The organism is Kribbella sp. NPDC020701, from assembly GCF_055562215.1.
The window spans coordinates 58,845-78,032 of sequence record NZ_JBVHFT010000021.1 but is presented as its reverse complement, the minus strand read 5'-3'; the positions used below and the strand labels follow the sequence as shown (position 1 = coordinate 78,032).

The window sequence follows — 19,188 nt, the reverse complement described above, 5'->3', positions numbered from 1 at the left end:
GCAGTTGGCCGGGGCGGCCACCAGCCCTTCGTTCTCGCGGATGGGATGCGCGGTGGATCAGGCCGGGTGCCCAGGGTTTCGGCGTTTGCGGTGTGAGTGGTTGAGGCAGGCCCAGGCGATGAGTACGCCGGTGGGGGCGAGGACGATGAAGGCGACGTTGACAGGGTGCCAGCGCCAGGACTGTGGATCGCGGACCCTGGTGGGTTTGCGGGAGTCCACCTCGAGGTCGATGAGATCGCCGGCAGCCGGGCGTTGGTGGATGTCTTCGACCAGGACTCGTACGCCGGCGAACGGTGCTCGAAGTTCTGCGTTGAAGCTGGGGCCGCGCTGGTCGTAGTTGGTGCGGAGCACGAGCGCGGTCACGAGTTCACCACGGTGGTCCAGCATCAGGTCGTCGTACGCGAAGGACGCTGAAAGGCCTGCCATGCCGGCGATCCACAGCAGGCTCAGGATCACGCGGAGCGTCGACCACTCGCCGACGGGGGTCGCCAGCACGACGCGCTCGAGCCAAGGACCGTCAGCCCCGCCCCGGTGCCTACCCGCCGACACGACGATGCCGTCCGGTCGATCCAGCATCGTCGCGGCGCGATCGACCGCGCCGCCGCTCTTCTCGATCTGCTCTGCCGGACAGCAGTCGCCAGTGCGCGAGCCATCCGACGGCGATGGCGACGGTGGTGGTGCCCCCGATGGAGGCAACGGCTGCGATGCCCGTCGGAGTTCCGGTGTCGGAAACGAAGTCCTCGGCGTCTACCAGAGCGATGACTTGCGACGGGGCGTCGGGTTTGTAGACGATCCGTAGGGGGCTCGCGTACCGCGTTCCGGCCGCCGGTGGGTGGCGGCCGTCGGCGTTGCTTTCCGGATCGCCGTGGCTGTTCGACAAGGTCGCCAGGTGCTGCTTCGCAGCTACGGCGAACGTCACCTCGACCTCGTCGATGTAGCTCCCGCCTCTGCCGTATTGGACCGCCACCTCAACGTGGTCGGCCGTGGTCCGGACACCGGTGTCCAGAAAGTCCTGTGCGACGGCTCGTCGGTGGCGGGTGTCGAGGAGGGCGACCAGGCCGAGAACTGTTGCCACGAGCGCGTAGGCGCCCAGCACCGAGACCCAGCGCGGGACGGCCGGCATGTCCTGCCTCTTTCGGTCGACGACGAAACATGTCGCCGACCAGGCTTCCCGGCACACCGTGGTCCGTCGCGCCAGAGCACGACAGACTCACTCGTACTATCCGCCCATCGGGCCTGGACGTTACACGTCGAGAAGCACCCTGCGTCTCCCCAGCCGCGCCTAGCGGTCGAGTTGGAGGCGGTGCCAGGCGTGCAGGGTCAAGGCGACGGCGAGTACGACGACAGGTATCACGAGGGCGAGCTGGACGGGTGTGACGGTGATGTCGGTGTTGATCGCCCACAGCGCGGGTGCGGCGAAGGGGAACCAGCCGCCGCTGCCGGCGATGACGCTCACTTGAGACGTGACGAGGATGCCGATGGTGGTTCCGATTCCGGCGAGCACTGATCGTCCGAGTGTCGCTGCCCAGGCTGCGGGGGTTGCGAGGACGATGGTGAACACGGAGAGGCCGAACTGCCGGGCCATCGACGGTAGGACGTCGGCGGGGACGCCGCCTAGGCCGCTGATGACTCCGAGGATGACGAGGGTCAGCAGGAGAGCGGCGGCCGTGACGAGGCCCCATGCGAGGTAGACGATGAGCTTCGCGGTCGCGATCATGGGCCGGGAGACCGGGATCGCGAACAGGCCGGTGATCGTGCCGTCGGCGAACTCACGACTGAACAGCCAGCTGAGTACGACGCCGTATCCGACGAATCCTGCTGCGCCGGTCACTTGGATGGCGACGGTGATGTAGCCGGCCCATCCGCCGGGGTCGATGAGCGGCCCGAGCTTGGCGGCCAGTTGCGGATCGTCGGTGTGGACGGCGAACAGCATCGCCGCGCAGATGAGGGAGATCCCGAGCACCACAAGGATCGTGGTGACTCGGACGACGGTCGAATGGACGAGTTTGGCGAACTCGGTGACGAGGCCGATCGTCATGCGGCCATGTCGTCGCTGTGCACGAGGTCGAAGAAGGCGCGTTCGATGTCGACGCCGTGCGGGTCGAGGGATCCGATGACGCGGCCCGCGTTCAGGACCGAGATGCGTCCGGCGATGCGGGCGACCTCGTCGAGGTGGTGGCTGCTGACCAGCACGGCGGCGCCTTCGTCGGATCGACGCAGCAGCGCCTCCCGGAGGAGGATCACTCCGGAGGGGTCGAGGCTGTTGGTTGGTTCGTCGAGCACGATGAAGCGCGGGTCGTGTTGCAGTGCCGAGGCGAGGCCGAGCCTTTGTTTGTTGCCGAGGGACAGCTTGGCGGCGCGCCGATCGGCGTACTGCGTCAGCTGGAGTTCGGCGATCGCGGCTGCGACCATGCGCGGGATCTTGGCCGGTGAGACACCGTGCAGTCGTGCGCCCAGCTCGAGGTTCTGCCGGCAGGTCAGTTCCCGGTAGGCCAACGGGTAGTCGACGAGGTGCCCGACTGTCGCCCAGCCGACGTGCTTCAGTGCCTGGCCGGCGATCGTGACCGTACCTGCGGTCGGCGTGAGCATGCCGAGGAGGAGCCGCATCAGGGTGGACTTTCCGGCGCCGTTCAGCCCGACCAGCGCGTGGATCTCGCCTGGTGCGACCCAGATGTCGACGCCCCGGATTCCGGTGCCGTCGTCGAACGTACGGACCAGTCCTCGGGCATCGACCGCGTGCTCAGCCACGTCGGTCCTCCAACAGATCCAGGGCAGTCTCGATCGCCTGACCGAGGTCGTCGCTGTCGGTCAGGCTCCATTCGAGCAGGGCCGTGTTGAGTGCGCCCATGACTGCTCCCGCGGCGATCAGCGCTTCCCGTCGGCTGGTCCCGCCGCTGGTGAGGGCGTCGGTGATCACGGCCTCGGTCGCGGCCGTTCCACCGGCGACACTCGCCCGCAGGGCAGGGGTCTGCGCGACGATCCGGAGGCGGGTCCGAACCTGCTCGACCGACGGTTGCGGAAGCTGCCGCCACGCCGAACGGATTCCCCGGGCCGCGCGGCTGATCGGATCGGGTCCGGGCGGCTGCGTGCGAATCGCCTCGCCGATCACCGGATCGTACGGATCGTCGACCAGCACACTCGCTTTGCCCGGGAAGTGCCGGAAGAACGTCATCTCGGTCACCCCTGCACGGGCAGCGATCTGACTCACGCTCGTGCCGTCGTACCCGCGTTCCACGAACAGCTCGAGCGCCGCCGTCAACAGCCGGTCCCGCGTCCGCTCCGCCCTTGAGCCCACAGTGAATGTTAGTCGCTAACATTTGGCGGCCACAAGAGCAGGAGCTTGCCAGCTGATTGAACGCGCGTTTAAGGTTTGAACGTGCGTTCAACCGCAGATTCCGGCGGCTCGGCTCCGGGGGCCGGGCAGGTGACGGCTGAGCGCATTCGGGACGCCGCGATCCTGCGGTACGGGCGGGACGGGTTCTCGGTCGGGCTGCGGGCGGTGGCCGCGGATGCGGGAGTGACCGCGGGACTTGTGGTGCACCATTTCGGGTCCAAGGACGGCCTGCGGAAGGCCTGCGACGCGCACGTGCTCGGTGTGATCCGGTCGGCGAAGCTGAAGGCGACGACGGGTGGGCCGGCGGCGGCGATCGCGCAACTGGCCGAGATCGAGGAGTACGCGCCGATGGCGCTGTACTCGTTGCGCAGCCTGCAAGCCGGTGGTGAGCTCGCCGGCGAGTTCATGGAGCAGATGTGCGCCGATGCGTTGGAGTATCTCGAGGCCGGTGTCGCGAGTGGCCTGATCAAGCCGAGCCGGGATCCGGCGGCGCGGGCGCGGTATCTCGCAATGCAGGGCATGGGGTCGTTGTTGTTGTGGATCTCGTTGCACCCGGGGTTCCGGGAGGTCGACGACTTCCGCAAGGAGTTGCGGCAGATCTCGGACGAGATCACGTTGCCGGCGCTGGAGTTGTTCTCGGAGGGTTTGTTCGTCGACCGCACGATGCTCGACGACTACCTGATGTACGTCTGCGATCCGCCGGCCGGCGACGCGAAACCGTAAGCCGACCATGCGCCTGCATCGAGGCGCTGCTGACAGACGACATCACGCCGGGACGATCCCGGAATCCATTGCGAAGAGGTTCAGCGATGACTGCTGCCCTGACAATTCAGCAACTACACAAATCCTTCGGCCAGGTGAAGGCGCTCGACGGTCTCGACCTGACCGTGGAGGCCGGTCAGGTGGCCGGCTTCCTCGGCCCGAACGGCGCCGGCAAGTCCACCACGATCCGGATCGTTCTCGGCCTGCTCGGCGCCGACTCCGGGTACGTCGACGTACTAGGTCTGCACCCTTGGCACGACGCGGTCGAACTGCACCGCCGGCTCGCCTACGTGCCCGGTGACGTGAGTCTGTGGCCGAACCTGACCGGTGGCGAGGCGATCGATCTGTTGTCACGGCTGCGCGGCGGCGCGTCGAAGTCGCGCCGAGCCGAGCTACTGGAGCGTTTCGAGCTCGACCCGACGAAGAAGGGACGCACGTACAGCAAGGGAAACCGGCAGAAGGTCGCGCTGGTCGCGGCGTTGGCCGCCGACGTCGAGCTCCTGGTGCTGGACGAGCCGACGTCGGGCCTTGATCCGTTGATGGAGACGGTCTTCCAGGAGTGCATCGCCGAGGCGAAGGCTGCCGGTCGTTCGGTGTTGTTGTCGAGCCACATCCTCGCCGAGGTGGAGAAGCTGTGTGACACGGTCACGATCATCCGTGCGGGACGCGCGGTCCAGTCCGGCACGCTCCAGGAGCTGCGTCACCTGACCCGTACGACGATCACCGCGTCGCTCGACGGCGATGCGGAGCGGCTGGCTGCGCTACCCGGCGTACACGATCTGCGCACGGACGACGGAACGGTGACGTTCGACGTCGATCACGACGAGCTGGCGTCGGTGGTGCGAGAGCTCGGCGGACTCGGCGTGCGGAGCCTGACGAGTGCCCCGCCGTCGTTGGAGCAGCTGTTCCTTCGTCAGTACGGCGACGAGCTGGTCGGGGTGGAGTCATGACGAACTTCACCGCGACAGGCGACCTGGTCCGGTTCGCGCTGCGGCGGGACCGGGTGAAGCTGCCGGTCTGGGTCGGCGCGATCGGGCTCGGCATGTTGTACGCCGTCAGCGCACTGCCGACTGTCTATGCGACGCCGGAGCAACGTCAGGTCCGGGCGCGGCTGATGGATTCGCCCGCGGCGACGATGATGTCGGGGCCTGGGTACGGCCTGGACAACTACACGCTCGGCGCGATGATCACCAACGAGATGGTGCTGTGGCTCGCCGTACCGACCGCGATGATGAGCATCTTCCTGGTCGTCCGGCACACCCGCGCGGAAGAGGAGACCGGCCGCGCCGAACTCGTCCGCTCGGCCATTGTCGGTCGTTATGCGGCTCCGTTGGCCGCATTGATCGTGGCCGTGATCGCGAACGCCGGAGTCGCCCTGCTGACCGGGCTGGCCATGGTGAGCGGTGACCTGGCGGCGGGCGATTCGTTCGCCGTCGGTCTCGGGCTGGGCCTGACGGGCTTGGTCTTCGCCGGGGTCGCGACGGTGACCGCGCAGTTGACCGAGCACGCCCGATCGGCCTCGAGCCTGGCGATGGCGGTCGTCTGTGCTGCGTTCCTGCTGCGAGCACTCGGGGATGCGTCGCAGCGCGGCGGGAACATCCTGTCCTGGTTGTCGCCGTTGGCGTGGACGCAACAGTTGCGTCCGTTCGTCGACCTGCGGTGGTGGCCGCTGTTGCTGCCGGTTGCGGTGACGGCGGCTGTTGTCGGCGCGGCCTATCTGCTGTCCGGGCGGCGTGACGTCGGCGCTGGGCTGCTGCCCGCACGGCTGGGAAGAGCGAATGCGGCGCCGTCGCTGTCCACGCCGTTCGGATTGGCGGCGCGGCAGCAGCGGGCGAGCTTGATCGGCTGGGGAATCGGCCTGTTCGTGTTCGCACTGGCCAGCGGTTCGTTGAGTGATTCAGTGTCCGAGGCGGTGGCCGAGAACCCGGACATGGGCGAAGTGTTCCGCGCCAACGGGCAGGATCCGACCGATGGCTTCTTCGGCGTCATGGCGTTGTTCTTCGCGTTGATGATCGCGGCGTTCGCGGTCACATCCGTACTGCGACTGAGGTCCGAGGAACGCACCGGTCACACCGAGGCCGCACTGGCCACCGCCGTCAGCCGCCGGCGCTGGATCCTCTCGTGGCTCGGGTACACCGGCCTGGCATCTGTCGTCTTGTTGCTCGTCAGCGGACTCGGAGTCGGTCTCGGCGCCGTCACGAGCGGTTCGGACGGCAGTGTGGTCGCCGAGGTGATGGTTGCGACCCTCGCCTTCGTCCCAGCGGTCCTCGTCGTGATCGGCGTCGCAGCGGTGTTGTTCGGGCTCCGGCCGGGGGTGTCGAGCTGGGCGTGGCTTGTGGTCGCCTACGCCTTCTTCTTCGGCTTCTTCGGCACGCTGCTGAACCTGCCCGACGGCTTCGCGAAGCTGTCGCCGTTCGGTCACACCACCGCGATGCCGCTGTCCAGCATCGCGGCGCTCCCACTGGTCGTCCTGACAGTGATCGCCGCCCTGCTGACAGTTGCCGGAGGCATCAGCTTCCGTCGACGAGACCTCGACCTGTCCTGAATCGGCTGGACTCGGCGCTGCCCGTGTCGCGACGGATGGCGCCGAGTCCGGCAGCGTGTCAGATCCCGGAGCGGTGGCGCCGCGGAGGCCTACCCCCGCGCCGCCGAGCTGACCAGAGCCCAACCAACCACACAATTCCTGCGCAAGCAGAGCGAAACCCTCCTCGGTCAGGTTGGTGGGGCCGGGGTGGGCTGGCTTACGGACCGATGACGGAACCGCTCCGGCCTGTCTTTGGGCGCTACCGTCAGATCCTGGAACGCCTGAGGTTGGAGATGATTGTGATGCGCACGGGTGCCGTACTCACTGCGTGCGGATTGCTGTTGGCTGGTTGTGGAAGCGACCCTGGGGCGGGCTCGCAGCCCGCTGCACCGACGTCCACGGCGTCTGTGTCTTCGGCACCTCCGGCTTCGCCGGGTGTCAGCTCGGCTTCGCCGCGGAAGCAGCCTACGGTGCCGACGCCTGCTGGGACTGGTGTGAAGACGGCTGCCAGTGATTTCGGTGTGATTCTGTTCGACAATGCGGGGCAGGCGATCTATCTGTTCGACAAGGAGAAGTCGGCGACCTCGGCGTGCTACAGGGCCTGCGCCGAGGCCTGGCCGCCGGTGCTGACGAAGGGTGCACCGAAGGCGCTCGGTGAGGTGAAGCAGTCCCTCCTTGGTACGACGAAGCGGACGGACGGCACGACCCAGGTCACGTACGGCGGACATCCGCTGTACTTCTACGCTCACGAGGGCAAGAACGAGGTGAAGTGCCACAACATCGACGGCTTGGGCGGATTGTGGCTCGCAGTCACCTCGGCTGGTCGGGCCGCCCCCGTCTGACCAGCCTGCCGGGTTCGATCACACCGTCGGCTTGCGCCCTGCCGACGGCGCGGCGAGTATGTGCAGGCAGGTTCCGATGCCCGCCTTCAGATCCTCGAGTCGGGCTCCTGACCGCGAGCGGAGGTTGACGCCGTACGCGAGCAGGGTGAGCATCTCGGCGGCTCCGGCCTGGTCGAGGCCGTGGCGGAGCTCGCCCTTGCCTCGGGCAACTTCAAGAGCCGCGGTGAAGGCCGCGCGGAGACCGGCGTGGTGCTGGTCGAGGAGCGCCCGAGTGGAATCGCCCGGGCGCTCGGTGTGGGCATTCGAGATCAGGCAACCCCACTGAGCATGGCGACCTGAGCAGCGGAGCCGGATCAGGCGGTCGAAGAAGTCGGCGATGGCCGGCAGGCCGCGATCGTCGGAGGCGAGCCGGTCGAACATCGGCCGGGAGCGCCGATCGAGATACCGCTCAAGGGCTGCGATGTAGAGCTCTTCCTTACTGCCGAAGGCGTTGTACAGGCTCGACCGGCTCAGCCCGGTCGCGGACACGATGTCCTGGATCCCGGTCGCGGTCACCCCCTGACGCCAGAACAGCAGCTCGACCGCAGCCAGCGTCTCATCCGAGTCGAAGTGTTTGACATCCGGCACGCCACACACCCCTTATCTTGGAACGATCAATCCAAGATAAAGGGTGTGGCGTGATGGTGACAAACCAACGGCCCGAGGTGCTTGTTCTGGACGTCAACGAAACGCTGCCCGATATGGAACCGCTGCGCGCCCGGTTCGAGGCCGCGGGGCTGCCGGGGCATGCTCTCGACACCTGTTTCGCGGCCACGCTCCGGGACGGATTCGCGCTCACAGCGGCCGACTCGTACGCCGCCTTCCGCACGATCGGCAGCGACCTGCTCCACTCGATGCTTGCCGACGCAGGGCTCGACGCCACCGATGACATGATCAGCAGCATCTTGTCCGGATTCACCCAGCTGCATGCACATCCGGACGTCGCGCCCGGGTTGACGCGGCTGCGGGAACTCGGGTTCCGCCTGGTCACCTTGACCAATGGCGCAGCGGCGATGTCGGAGCAGATGTTCGCCGAGGCTGGAGTCCTCCAACTGCTGGAGCATCGGCTGGACGTCGAGAAGGCCGGTCGCTGGAAGCCACACGCCACCGCCTACCGGTACGCAGCCGAGGTCTGCAAGACAGACGTGGATCGGATGGCGCTGGTGGCGGTGCACCCGTGGGACATCGACGGCGCTCGGCGAGCCGGGATGCTTGCCTACTACCTGGATCGCCGGCAGACGCCGTACCCGCAGGCTTTCCTGCCGCCCGACCTCACCGCTCCCGACCTCGAATCGTGACGCGCTGATTCGTGTCGGGTCCGCCGGCTGCGGTGAGGCTCTCGTCGCGCTGTGCCATGCGATTCGCCTCCCGGCGGGACAGTAGCTGTCTGAGTCGCCGCCGGTCAGGACAGGACGAAGTAGCGCAGCCACAGGTACGGCGCGGCGACGATGATGGTGATAGCGGTCATCACCACGCCCTTGCGGGTGAATTCCCAGAAGCTGATCGGGCTTCCGGCCCGGAGTGCGATGCCGATGACGACGACGTTCGCGCTCGCCCCGACGGCGGTGGCGTTACCGCCGAAGTCGGCTCCCGCGGCCAGTGACCACCACAACGCATGGACATGCGCGGGATCGGTGACGTTCTTGGTGAGTTCGAGGACGACGGGGCTCATCGTCGCGACGTACGGGATGTTGTCGACGATGCCGGACAGGACAGCAGATACGACCAAGATCAGCATCACGGCCAGGAGGGGCTTGCCGTCGGTCGCTTCGCCGATCTGCTCGGCGAGATCACCGATCACGCCGGTCTTGACCAGCGCGCCGACCATGATGAACAGTCCGGCGAAGAACAGCAGCGTCTGCCACTCGACGCTGCCCATATAGTCCTTGGTCGGGACGCCGGAGATCAGGACCAGCAGCCCGGCCCCGAGCAGCGCCACCACAGACGGTTCGACGTGGAAGATCGAGTGCCCGACAAAGCCGGTGAATACGAGCAACAGTACGGCGCCGCACTTCATCAGCAGCCTGGTGTCCTGGATGGCCTCTCGCTCGTTCAGCCGCAGGACGTTCTCGACCCTGGCCGGATCGACGTCGAACGACCCTCTGAACAGCCACGGCACAACCAGTGTGAACACGATCAGCTCGATCACGACCAGTGGGGTCATGTGGATCAGAAAGTCGTTGAAGGTCAGGCCGGAGCGGCTGGCGATGATGATGTTCGGCGGGTCGCCGATCAGCGTGGCGGCGCCACCGATGTTGGAGGCCATCACCTCGGCGATCAGGAATGGGACGGGATTGATCCCGAGCCGGTCGCAGACCAGCAGGGTGACCGGTGCGATCAGCAGCACCGTGGTGACGTTGTCGAGGAAGGCCGAGGCCACCGCGGTGATCAGGGTGAGCAGGATCATCACTCGCAGCGGCGATCCTTTGGCCCGTTTGGCGGCCCAGATCGCGATGTACTCGAAGACTCCGGTACGGCGCAGGATGCCGACGATGATCATCATGCCCAGCAGCAGGAAGATGACGTCCCAGTCGATGCCGGTGTCGTGGGAGTAGAACGCGTCCTCGGAGTCGGTGACGCCGAGAGCTAGCAGCACAGCCGCACCGCCGAGTGCGGCGAGCAGTTTGTGGGTCCACTCCGTCGCGATCAGCACATATGCGACCACGAAGACGACGACGGCGATCACTGTCATGTGATCACCCGTCCGTCGGTCAGTGCGCCGCGACGACCAGCTCCAGCAGCCGGGACGCGGTGATCGCGCCCAGGATCTCGTCGTCCTTCACGACCGCGACCAGCGGGCACCGCAGCCGGGCCATGATGGCCGCTACCTCGATGACGGTGTCGTCGTGGTTGACCACTGGCAGCTCGACCGGTTCCCTCGGCAACAGCTTGCGGACGGTCAGTCCGGCCAGCCTGTTCGCTACCTGGTCGGCCAGCGGCTCGTCCATCACCCGGGCCAGGGACGGATCGTCCTGCACATAGCTCGGCACCAGGAAGCGCACCACCTGCGACGCAGGTAGGACCGAGTGTGGACGGCCTTTCTCGTCGACCACGATGAGCCCCGGCAAGTGCCGCGAGGCCAGAAGTTCGACTGCCTCCCGCGCGTCCGTGTCCAGGCTGACCACCGGAAACGCCTCGGCCATCTGCTGTCCGTGCACACCTGCACGATACGCCGGAACCATCGGGCTCACGTAACGTCAGCAGGTCCTGACCGTGGGATTCCTGCAGCGCCATGCCGCCTCCGGGGTCGTCGATCGACCCGCACCTCGGCTGAGGGCGGGTGCTGCCGACCAGACTTCCCGGCGCTCCGCAGTCAAGCCTCTCCTATCCGCGGCCATGGACGCAAACCATGGCCCGAAACCGCGCAACATCACGGGCCGTTGTCAGAGGCAATCAAATACCGTGGGTGGTGTGTCACGTGGAGAGCAGTAGCGGCATGGTGAGTGCGTAGGCGGCGAGGAGAACCAGGGCTTCGGTTCGGGTCAGGGCGAGACCTCGACGCAGCAGCATCCAGGCCAGCCCCGCCGTGAGGATCATGGTGACGCTCAGCGCGACGGCGGCGCGGCCGGGCGCGGCGGATCCGGAGGCGAGTCCGACGACTGCGCCTCCGATGAGGCTGTTGAACAGGTTGCTGCCGAACAGGTTTCCGACGACGAGGTCGGACTCGCCGCGGCGCTGGGCCTGCACGGTGGTGACCAGCTCCGGCAACGACGTACCGAGTGCGACCAACGTGAAGCCGATGATGACCTGCGGTACGCCGAGATCGGTCGCGATGGCCGACGCGTTGGACACGAGGAGCTGTGCTCCGGCCAGGACGCCGGCGAGTCCGAGGAGCGCCCGTACCGGCTCGAACCAGGCCGGCAGCCGCGACGGCTGCACGGGCACATCCACGGCCGCCGGTGCCTGGGTGAACTCCGCGGCCTCGGTGGCAACCTCCTCGTTACTGCGCCCCTGCCTGGCCCAACGCAGCAGCACCAGCACCGCGCACACGCCTGTAGCGGCGAGCACCGCGCCCGTCACCGGGCTCAAGCCGGCCCATGCCAGGAACGAGAACACGGTGACGGCGCCCACGGCCAGCGGCACCTCACGACGGATCACCTGTGACGTGACAGCCACCGGCCCGGCGAGTGCGGCGATCCCGAGCACGAGAGTGAGGTTGAGGATGTTGGATCCGGTGATGTTGCCGACCGCCAGTCCGGTGTCCCCGCGTGCCGCGGCGACACCGGAGACGAGGAACTCGGGCGCTGACGTACCCAGACCGATGACGACAACGCCGACCACGACCGGACTGATCCGCATCCGCTGCGCCAGCCGGGAGGATCCGAGCACTAGATGGTCCGCCGCGAAGGTCAACACAACCAATCCGGCAACGGCAAGCAGAATCTGAACCACCACGAGAAACCCCCTCGGCCGACACACCAAACCCTGTCGCCGACCAGGCTTCCCGGCACACCAAGCAGCAACTTACACGACGGGCCGGCCATCCCGTGCGCGTCTGCGCGCCTAGTTGCGGCGTTGGTAGAGGCGCATGGTGAGCGGGGCGAAGACCGCGGTGAGGGCGGCTGCGGCGAGGAGTACGCCGGTCACTTCGCCGGCTGTGGCGGTGCCTGCCATCAGGTGGCGTTCAGTAGAGACCAGGTGGCTGACCGGGTTGAGGGTGACGAGACGGTCGAGCCAGCCCGGCATCGTGTTGGGTGAGACGAAGGTGTTGCTGGCGAAGAGGAGCGGAAACTGGACGAGGAAGCTGAGGATTCCGAGCGACTGGGGCGAACGGGCCAGGAGGCCGAGAGTCGTCCAGATCCATGACAATCCGGATGCGAACGCCAGGATCAGGGCGACGCCCAGGACGACGCCGGTGGCCCCGCCGGCGGGACGGAAGCCCATGATCAGGCCGAGGCCGATCACGATGCCGGAGGTCATCAGGTACCGCGCCAGGTCGCCGATGAGGCCGCCGACGATCAGCGAGGGCTGCCAGATCGGCATCGCCCGGAACCGGTCCAGCCGGCCGCGGGTGAGGTCGGTGTTCAGACCGGTTCCGATGAACGTGGTCACAAGAATGACGGACATCACCAGGGTGCCTGGGAGCAACTCTTGCAGGTAGCTGGACGTCGATCCTGCGAGTGCACCGCCGAACAGGTAGGTGAAGAGCAGCGTGAAGATGACGGGAATCATCAGCGCGTCCGCCAGTTGCTCGGGTGCACGCCTGATTCGGAGGACGGCCCGGTAGGCCATGGTTCGCGAGGTCGATACGGCGTTCGGGCGGTGGATCGTCAGCGGCGACGTACTCCCGGCGGCCTTCTGGATGGTTGTGGTCATGCGGTCTCCTCGAGCGAAGTCTCGTCGCCGGTCGGGGTTTCGGCGCGGTGGCCGGTGAGTGCCAGGAAGACCTCGTCGAGGCTGGGTTGACCGAGGGCGTAGCCGGCCACATCGATTCCGTCCTCTGTCAGGCCGGCGAGGGCGCGCGTCGTACGGTGACCGTGGTTCTCGATGCTGGACGGAATGCGGATCCGCAAAGTGGTTCCGTCCCCGGTCATCTCTGCGGGCCCCAGGTCGACGGCCAGGGACCTCGCGGCATCAGTCAGACGTGTGGGGTCGACGATCTCGACTTCAAGCACGCTGGCACCGACCGATCGCTTGAGTTGCAGGGGTGTGTCGTCGGCCAGGAGTCGGCCGCGGTCCACCACGACGACCCGGTCGGCCAGCTGATCAGCCTCCTCCAAGTACTGCGTAGTGAGAAGCACGGTCACGCCATCGGCGACCAGAGCCCGGACCAGTTGCCAGACCTGACTTCGGCTGCGCGGGTCCAGGCCAGTGGTCGGCTCGTCCAGAAACAACAGCCGCGGAGGCACGACGAGGGAGGTGGCGATGTCCAGTCGGCGTTGCATGCCACCGGAGTACGTTTTGACCGGACGGCGCGCCGCGTCCTCGAGTTCGAACTGCGCGAGCAGTTCGCTGCTCCGAGCAGCGGCGGCCGATCTGTCGAGGCCGAGCAGTCGGGCTTGAATGGTCAGGTTGTCGCGCCCGCTCAGGTCGTCGTCGATCGACGCGAACTGTCCGGTGAGTCCGATCAGGCGACGTACCGCGCCGGCCTCGTCGACCACGTCGTGGCCGAAGACTCTCGCGGAGCCGCCGTCGGGCCGCAACAATGTCGAGAGCATGCGTACGACGGTTGTCTTTCCAGCGCCGTTCGGGCCGAGCAGTCCGACTACTTCGCCGTCGGCAACGGCGAGGTCGAGGTCGTCGACGGCCCGGTCTCGGCCGAACGACTTGACCAGACCGCGCGCCTGCACGGCCTCCTCGTTGCTGTTCATCGCGGAGCTCCTTCCGAGTCGCCGAGTCAGTGATCGGCGTGTGCGAAGCCCTCCGGGGCGCGGTCGAGGAAGCCCGCGACCGAGACGATCCGGCCGTCGGATCCGAGTTCGAGGACGTCGGTCCCGGTCGCGAACGACGTACCGTCGACGATCAGCTCCCACTGCAGCCGGGCGCGGTCGTGGTGGGCCTCGGGTTCGGACCGCGGCTGGAATTCGTAGCCTGGTGCGTGCTCGGCGAACTGCTTGCGGAAGTTGACCAGCTCCTCGACTTCGCGCATGACCCCGACGGGGGCGTGGTAGCTGAAGTGGTCGGCGAACGTGGTTGCGGCGAGTTCGCGTTGCTCGGCATCGGTGCCGGCGTTCCAGAAGTCGATGTACTGCTGCACGATGGCGTGTTCGGTCATTGCGAGGTCTCCTCTGTCGATGTGGACGTCGCCCACTCTGGAAGGTAGGGGCGGCGCGTCGCAATAACCTTCGAGGTGATTGCCGGGCGCACCTGAGGGCGGCATCGTTGCTGTCGTGACAACGACGACGATGATTTCGGGTGAGACTGTCGGGATGCTGGTGAAGCGCTGGCGCGAGCGGCGCCGGCGCTCACAACTCGACGTGTCGCTGGCCGCGGATCTGTCCGCCAAGCACCTGAGCTACATCGAGACCGGCCGGTCGAATCCGAGTCCGGAGATGATCGAACGCATCTGTGACGAGCTCGACGTACCGCTGCGGGAACGGAATCGCTTTCACCTTGCCGCCGGCTTCGCTCCCGTCCATCCCGAGCGGCCGCTCGCCGACCTCGGTGTGGCCCAGGACGCGGTGCGTGCGGTGCTCGCCGGGATGGAGCCCAACCCCGCTGTGGCGGTGAATGTGTGTTGGGACCTGCTGGCCGCCAATCAGGCAGCGCAGACGTTCCTGGGCGGGCTTCCCGCCGAACTCGCCGGGCCGCCCGTCAACATGCTCCGAGCGACGCTGCACCCTGACGGCCTGGCGTCTCAGGTGCGCAACCTCGGGCAGTGGCGTGCGCATGTGCTGCGGCGGGTACGTCGTCAGCTCGAACGCACTGCCGCACAGGGGCTGGCCGACCTGCTCAGCGAACTCGAGGGGTACGGCGCCTCCGGGGCGACGGCGAGCGCGGCGATCGACGACGTCGTCGTTCCGTTGCGGATGACCACGCCGTACGGCGACGTGGCGTTCCTCTACGCGGCCACGGTCTTCGGCTCACCGCGGGACGTCACCCTCGACGAGATCGCGATCGAGACGTTCTTTCCCGCTGACGCAGCCACCGCCCAACTCCTCCGGTCCCAGTCCGGAGCACCAGTCTGAAGCCGGCAGCTGCCAGGAATTGCAGTATGCAATGCTTGCATCAGACAAATACGGAGGTATGGATGGCGGCCTCGTTACGAGCGATCGATGATCCGAGATGCCGATGTCCGGCCTGAGTGCGATGCCGCCGCTGGGCTGGGGGCCTTTCTGGAACAGTTGGCGGCTCGCGCCGGGTTGGCTTGCGGTCTGTGTGCTGCTTGCGGGCGGATACATCGCATTGCGGGTCCGAGCCCGGGGCCGGTCGAGTGTTCATCTCTGGCGGGCGGTGTCGTTCGTCCTGGGCTGCGGACTGCTGTGGATCTGTGTGGCGTCGGGAATCGGTCGTTATGCGATGGCGGTGTTCTGGATGCACATGGTGCTCCACCTGCTACTCATCATGGTGGTGCCCGCGTTGCTCGTCCTCGGGCACCCGATCACCGTCGCACTGGAGTCATTGCCCGCCGGCCGCTGGTCTCGGCCACGGCGGTTGGTGGAGTCACGACTGCTCGGTGTCCTCACTCATCCCGCGAGTGGGCTGGTCATCTATACAGTGGTGATCATTGGAACCCATCTGACAGGGTTCATGGACCGAATGGTGCTGCATCCCTGGCTGATGCCGGCTGAGCAGACGCTGTATGTCGCCGCCGGCTATCTGTTCTTCTTGCCTCTCCTGGGTGAGGAGCCGATCCGTCCGGACCCTGGGTACCTCGTGCGGTTCGTGCTGTTTCTGATCGCGATGGTGCCGGACACCGTTGTCGGCATTGTGCTGCTCCAGGCCACCCGTGACCCGTTCCCGGTAATGACATCTCACCATCCGTCGTGGGCGCCTGCGGCGCTGACGGACGTTCATACTGCCGGTGGGCTCATGTGGGCCGGAGGGGACGGGCTCATGATGTTCGCCGCCATCGGGCTGATGATCAGCGTCGTCACGTCGCCCAGCAGACGCGATCGGATGACCGGGCGGTGGCTGGACGCCGTACGTCGCAATGTCATCGCGACCGAAGTCGGAGCCGATCCTGCACGGTCGCTCGATCCCGACAGCGACGAGGCCCACGCCGCCTACAACCGCATGCTCCAGCGACGCGCAGGCGGCGACGCCGGCACGCCGAGGAAGCACAGGTAAGCGCCTCCGCGAGGAACAGCTTGCCGTGCGACGTCTCGGTGGGTGCCGCGACTACGCAGGTGCTCCGCTCGCCGACCAGCGAGCGTTGGTGAGGCCGGCTTGGCTACGTGGGATGCCGACGGCGGCCGCCTCTGAACGATCGCCGCGGCATCCACGTGGCCCGGCTTCCGCGCCAACGAATCCGCCGCACCTGTCGACGAAGACTAGGTAAGGCACGGCTCGGCTGCCACCTTTCCGCTCGATCTCGGGCCGAATGTCAAGAACTCTCAAAGTGCGGCCGGGCCGGGCCTGCGCGCCCGACCTCGCCTCAGCTTTTCGTGTCTTCGCGCTGCAGACGTTTAGTTCACCGGACAGGTGGATCCGTGACTTGGCGCGGCCAAATATTGCATATCGCAATTCACGGCACCAGTTCGCCAACGGTCAAGCTGTCATCAGATCGTCAAGAACGCGTCCAGTCGTTCGTAAAGCTGGGTTGGCAAAGGTGGTGCGGGTGACACACGACCTCCAGACGTGCCGGATCCCGTTGTCGGCGGTGTCGGCCTACTATCACCGGAACCTGAACGTCGGCCCGGAGCCGTCGCGCCCGCTGCCGCGAGACCAGGACCTTTCGATCGACGTCGGGGTCGCCAGGCCCATCCAGATCGCGGTCATCGAGTCGGCGGCGCACAGCGCGTACCTCGAACCTCACACCGGATCAGGGTTCCTGCTGCTGCCGGCGGGAGAGACCGACATCTCCTCGGAGGATGGGTTTGCGGGGGTCGCTTGGCCGTCCGAGTGGAACGATTCGCCGGCTGCGGGCTTGTCCTTGCAGTCTGCTGACCTGGTCAGTCTCCTCGATCGCCTGGCGGTATCAGGGTGGACGCTGCTCGAGAACGAACGTAGTGACCCGGAGGTAGCGGGGGAGACGCTTGCCGGCCGCCGGGCGGTGTGCCTGTTCGCGGTGCGCGCCTGCTACGGACAGCTCGTTCTCGAAGATCTGCAGCAGGCGCTCACGGCACTCCATGCCGCCGCGGATCTGCTGCATGACAGGCGGCGAGGCTGACTTGCCGGACGCGTCGATGAGACGGGCAGGGAGTTGCGGACACCAAATATTGCATAATGCAATTCATGTCCGCCGTGATCCCCAGAGCCGCCTCGTCGGCTCCCCGTCGTGTCCGACTCCGCCAGTTGCTGTGCGTCTCCGAGGGCGGCCTGCTGGCTCTGGCGTTGCTGGTCGGGGCGGGGTCGGCGGGCTTCGCGATCGTCTTCCGTTGGCTGATCGCCACCTTCACCCACCTGGCGACCGGCCGCGCCGACTACGCGGCCACGCCGGGAGCTCCGCACCCGGGGATCGAGGGTCTCGGGCGCTGGTTCCTGCTTGCGGTGCCGGTGCTGGCGGGCCTGCTGTACGGGCCGCTGGTGCACTTCTTCGCCCGCGAGGCCCGCGGTCACGGCGTGCCGGAGGTGATGTACGCCGTGGGTCGGCGTGGAGCTCGTATTCCGCCGCAGGTCGCCGCTGTGAAGGCCCTGGCGTCCGCGCTGTGCATTGGTGGTGGTGGATCGGTGGGCCGCGAGGGGCCGATCGTCCAGATCGGCTCCGCACTGGGATCCACGGTCGGGCGGCTGGCGCGGGTCGCCGAGCCGCGGTTGCGGGTGCTGGTGGCATGCGGGGCGGCCGGCGGGATCGCGGCGACCTTCAACGCGCCGTTGGCCGGGGTCTTCTTTGCGATGGAGCTGATCCTTGCCGACTTCACCGCCCAGGCCTTCGGCATGGTCGTGGTCGCGGCTGTCACGTCCGCGGCGATCGGCCGGGCAGCCCTGGGCGACGCGCCGTTCCTGTCGCTTCCGCCGTTCACTGTCGAGCACGTCGGTCAGTACGGTCTGTTCGCCGTTCTCGGGCTGCTGGCCGGTGTCGTCGGCGTCGTCTTCACCCGCGTCCTCTATCTGATCGAGGATGCGTGCGACGCGGTGTGGCGTGGACCGGAGTGGCTGCGCCCGGCAGTGGGTGGCCTTCTCCTCGGCCTGTTGCTGATTGCCGTCCCGCAGATGTACGGCGTCGGATACCCCGTGCTCGGGAACGCGGTCTTCGGCGCGTACGGGATCGCCTTCCTTGTGCTGCTTGCCGGGGCGAAGATGCTCGCCACCAGCCTGACGATCGGGATCGGGGGATCCGGTGGCGTGTTCGCGCCGAGCCTGTTCGTCGGGGCCATGCTCGGATCCGCGTTCGGCGGACTGGCCCATGGCATGTTCCCGGGCGTGGCGGGACCGGCCGGTGCGTACGGCCTGATCGGCATGGGTGCGGTGTTCGCCGGTGCGGCCCGGGCTCCGATCACTGCGGTGGTCATCCTGTTCGAGTTGACCGGCGAGTATTCGATCATCCTGCCGTTGATGACGGCGATCGTGCTGGCCACGGGCGTCAGCCACGCGCTGTCCGCGGACACCATCTACACACTCAAGCTCCGCCGGCGAGGTATCGACCTCGGGCGCCGCGAAGTCATCGGTACGGCGGCCCTGACCAAGGTCGGCGATGTCATGACCACCGTCCCGGAAGGCGTCCGGACGGACCAGCCGGTGCGCGAGGTCGCCGGCGTTCTGGCGCGCTCCGCGTCGGGCGTGCTGCCGGTGCTCGATGCGGATGGCGGCTATGTGGGCGTGGTCACCGCACGGGTCGTCGCGGAGGCGCTGGCGGACGGGCGGCACGATGCCGATCCCGCGTCCCTGGTCCTCGAGCTGCCGCTCGAGGTACGACGTGACGACCAACTGGGACAGGCCATCGAGGCGCTCGATCGCAGCGGTTGCGCGGCGATCCCGGTACTCGAGGAGAACCACGTCGTCGGCTGGATCAGCTATCGCGTCGCCCTGCAGTCACTGCCCGCACACCAGCACGCGTGATGCTCAAGGAGGTTGCCTTTCAACCGCACAGCGGCTGCCGCGATCGCTGCGAAATCGACGGCACCGATCGACAACCCACGGCGGGA

General features: G+C 67.2%; 22 protein-coding genes. 10 read left to right on the top strand and 12 right to left on the bottom strand.

The window, feature by feature from the left end; genetic code table 11:
• Window positions 1-57: 57 nt before the first annotated feature.
• From ACZ3HV_RS37745 to ACZ3HV_RS37725, 5 genes are all read right to left on the bottom strand, one after another.
• Window positions 58-495 (bottom strand): hypothetical protein, encoded by a 438-nt coding sequence (locus ACZ3HV_RS37745; protein ID WP_465691730.1) that lies wholly within the window; start codon window positions 493-495, stop codon window positions 58-60.
• Window positions 496-535: 40 nt separating this feature from the next.
• Window positions 536-1,123 (bottom strand): hypothetical protein, encoded by a 588-nt coding sequence (locus ACZ3HV_RS37740; protein WP_465691728.1) that lies wholly within the window; start codon window positions 1,121-1,123, stop codon window positions 536-538.
• Window positions 1,124-1,282: 159 nt separating this feature from the next.
• Entirely contained in the window at window positions 1,283-2,038 is a 756-nt protein-coding gene (locus tag ACZ3HV_RS37735; RefSeq protein WP_465691726.1) for an ABC transporter permease, read from the bottom strand.
• Window positions 2,035-2,748, bottom strand: a complete 714-nt coding sequence (locus ACZ3HV_RS37730; RefSeq protein ID WP_465691724.1) for an ABC transporter ATP-binding protein — start codon at window positions 2,746-2,748, stop codon at window positions 2,035-2,037. The genes ACZ3HV_RS37735 and ACZ3HV_RS37730 overlap by 4 nt, the downstream gene beginning before the upstream one ends.
• Window positions 2,741-3,295, bottom strand: coding sequence for a TetR/AcrR family transcriptional regulator (locus tag ACZ3HV_RS37725; RefSeq protein WP_465691722.1), 555 nt, complete (start codon window positions 3,293-3,295; stop codon window positions 2,741-2,743). Before ACZ3HV_RS37725 ends, ACZ3HV_RS37730 begins: the two co-directional genes overlap by 8 nt.
• Before the next feature lie 81 nt (window positions 3,296-3,376).
• On the opposite strand from ACZ3HV_RS37725, the gene ACZ3HV_RS37720 reads away from it, so the two are divergent.
• The 5 genes from ACZ3HV_RS37720 (at window position 3,377) to ACZ3HV_RS37700 (ending at window position 7,462) form a co-directional block, all read left to right on the top strand.
• A complete protein-coding gene (locus ACZ3HV_RS37720) occupies window positions 3,377-4,057 on the top strand; it encodes a TetR/AcrR family transcriptional regulator (protein WP_465691720.1) in 681 nt (226 codons plus the stop codon).
• A gap of 86 nt (window positions 4,058-4,143) precedes the next feature.
• Window positions 4,144-5,046, top strand: coding sequence for an ABC transporter ATP-binding protein (locus tag ACZ3HV_RS37715; RefSeq protein ID WP_465691718.1), 903 nt, complete (start codon window positions 4,144-4,146; stop codon window positions 5,044-5,046).
• Entirely contained in the window at window positions 5,043-6,641 is a 1,599-nt protein-coding gene (locus ACZ3HV_RS37710; protein WP_465691716.1) for an ABC transporter permease, read from the top strand. Before ACZ3HV_RS37715 ends, ACZ3HV_RS37710 begins: the two co-directional genes overlap by 4 nt.
• 307 nt (window positions 6,642-6,948) lie before the next feature.
• Window positions 6,949-7,134, top strand: coding sequence for a hypothetical protein (locus ACZ3HV_RS37705; RefSeq protein ID WP_465691714.1), 186 nt, complete (start codon window positions 6,949-6,951; stop codon window positions 7,132-7,134).
• A 7-nt stretch (window positions 7,135-7,141) separates the two neighbouring features.
• Complete coding sequence (locus ACZ3HV_RS37700) at window positions 7,142-7,462, top strand: COG4315 family predicted lipoprotein (protein WP_465691712.1); 321 nt, start codon at window positions 7,142-7,144, stop codon at window positions 7,460-7,462.
• 18 nt (window positions 7,463-7,480) lie between these two features.
• On the opposite strand, the gene ACZ3HV_RS37695 is transcribed toward ACZ3HV_RS37700, so the two are convergent.
• Entirely contained in the window at window positions 7,481-8,089 is a 609-nt protein-coding gene (locus tag ACZ3HV_RS37695) for a TetR/AcrR family transcriptional regulator (protein ID WP_465691710.1), read from the bottom strand.
• Window positions 8,090-8,142: 53 nt separating this feature from the next.
• Here ACZ3HV_RS37695 and ACZ3HV_RS37690 point away from each other — a divergent pair, with 53 nt between their 5' ends.
• A complete protein-coding gene (locus tag ACZ3HV_RS37690) occupies window positions 8,143-8,799 on the top strand; it encodes a haloacid dehalogenase type II (protein WP_465691708.1) in 657 nt (218 codons plus the stop codon).
• 104 nt (window positions 8,800-8,903) lie between these two features.
• Here the strand turns inward: ACZ3HV_RS37690 and ACZ3HV_RS37685 are convergent, their stop codons facing one another.
• The 6 genes from ACZ3HV_RS37685 to ACZ3HV_RS37660 form a co-directional block, all read right to left on the bottom strand.
• Window positions 8,904-10,193, bottom strand: coding sequence for an ArsB/NhaD family transporter (locus ACZ3HV_RS37685; RefSeq protein WP_465691706.1), 1,290 nt, complete (start codon window positions 10,191-10,193; stop codon window positions 8,904-8,906).
• A 19-nt stretch (window positions 10,194-10,212) separates the two neighbouring features.
• A complete protein-coding gene (locus ACZ3HV_RS37680) occupies window positions 10,213-10,659 on the bottom strand; it encodes a CBS domain-containing protein (protein ID WP_465691704.1) in 447 nt (148 codons plus the stop codon).
• 256 nt (window positions 10,660-10,915) lie between these two features.
• Window positions 10,916-11,896 carry a calcium/sodium antiporter gene (locus ACZ3HV_RS37675; RefSeq protein WP_465691702.1) on the bottom strand — a complete coding sequence of 327 codons (981 nt, stop codon included), beginning with the start codon at window positions 11,894-11,896 and terminating at the stop codon, window positions 10,916-10,918.
• 108 nt (window positions 11,897-12,004) lie between these two features.
• Window positions 12,005-12,817 carry an ABC transporter permease gene (locus ACZ3HV_RS37670; protein WP_465691700.1) on the bottom strand — a complete coding sequence of 271 codons (813 nt, stop codon included), beginning with the start codon at window positions 12,815-12,817 and terminating at the stop codon, window positions 12,005-12,007.
• Window positions 12,814-13,812 carry an ATP-binding cassette domain-containing protein gene (locus tag ACZ3HV_RS37665; RefSeq protein WP_465691698.1) on the bottom strand — a complete coding sequence of 333 codons (999 nt, stop codon included), beginning with the start codon at window positions 13,810-13,812 and terminating at the stop codon, window positions 12,814-12,816. Before ACZ3HV_RS37665 ends, ACZ3HV_RS37670 begins: the two co-directional genes overlap by 4 nt.
• Window positions 13,813-13,838: 26 nt before the next feature.
• Window positions 13,839-14,216 carry a nuclear transport factor 2 family protein gene (locus ACZ3HV_RS37660; RefSeq protein ID WP_465691696.1) on the bottom strand — a complete coding sequence of 126 codons (378 nt, stop codon included), beginning with the start codon at window positions 14,214-14,216 and terminating at the stop codon, window positions 13,839-13,841.
• Between the two features lie 115 nt (window positions 14,217-14,331).
• Between ACZ3HV_RS37660 and ACZ3HV_RS37655 the strand changes: the two genes are divergently transcribed.
• The 4 genes from ACZ3HV_RS37655 to ACZ3HV_RS37640 all read left to right on the top strand — a co-directional run bounded on the left by ACZ3HV_RS37655 (window position 14,332) and on the right by ACZ3HV_RS37640 (window position 19,102).
• Window positions 14,332-15,129 (top strand): helix-turn-helix domain-containing protein, encoded by a 798-nt coding sequence (locus ACZ3HV_RS37655; protein ID WP_465691694.1) that lies wholly within the window; start codon window positions 14,332-14,334, stop codon window positions 15,127-15,129.
• A gap of 97 nt (window positions 15,130-15,226) precedes the next feature.
• Window positions 15,227-16,231 carry a cytochrome c oxidase assembly protein gene (locus ACZ3HV_RS37650; protein ID WP_465691692.1) on the top strand — a complete coding sequence of 335 codons (1,005 nt, stop codon included), beginning with the start codon at window positions 15,227-15,229 and terminating at the stop codon, window positions 16,229-16,231.
• 490 nt (window positions 16,232-16,721) lie between these two features.
• Window positions 16,722-17,273, top strand: coding sequence for a hypothetical protein (locus ACZ3HV_RS37645; RefSeq protein WP_465691690.1), 552 nt, complete (start codon window positions 16,722-16,724; stop codon window positions 17,271-17,273).
• Between the two features lie 65 nt (window positions 17,274-17,338).
• A complete protein-coding gene (locus ACZ3HV_RS37640) occupies window positions 17,339-19,102 on the top strand; it encodes a chloride channel protein (protein WP_465691688.1) in 1,764 nt (587 codons plus the stop codon).
• Window positions 19,103-19,188 lie beyond the last annotated feature (86 nt).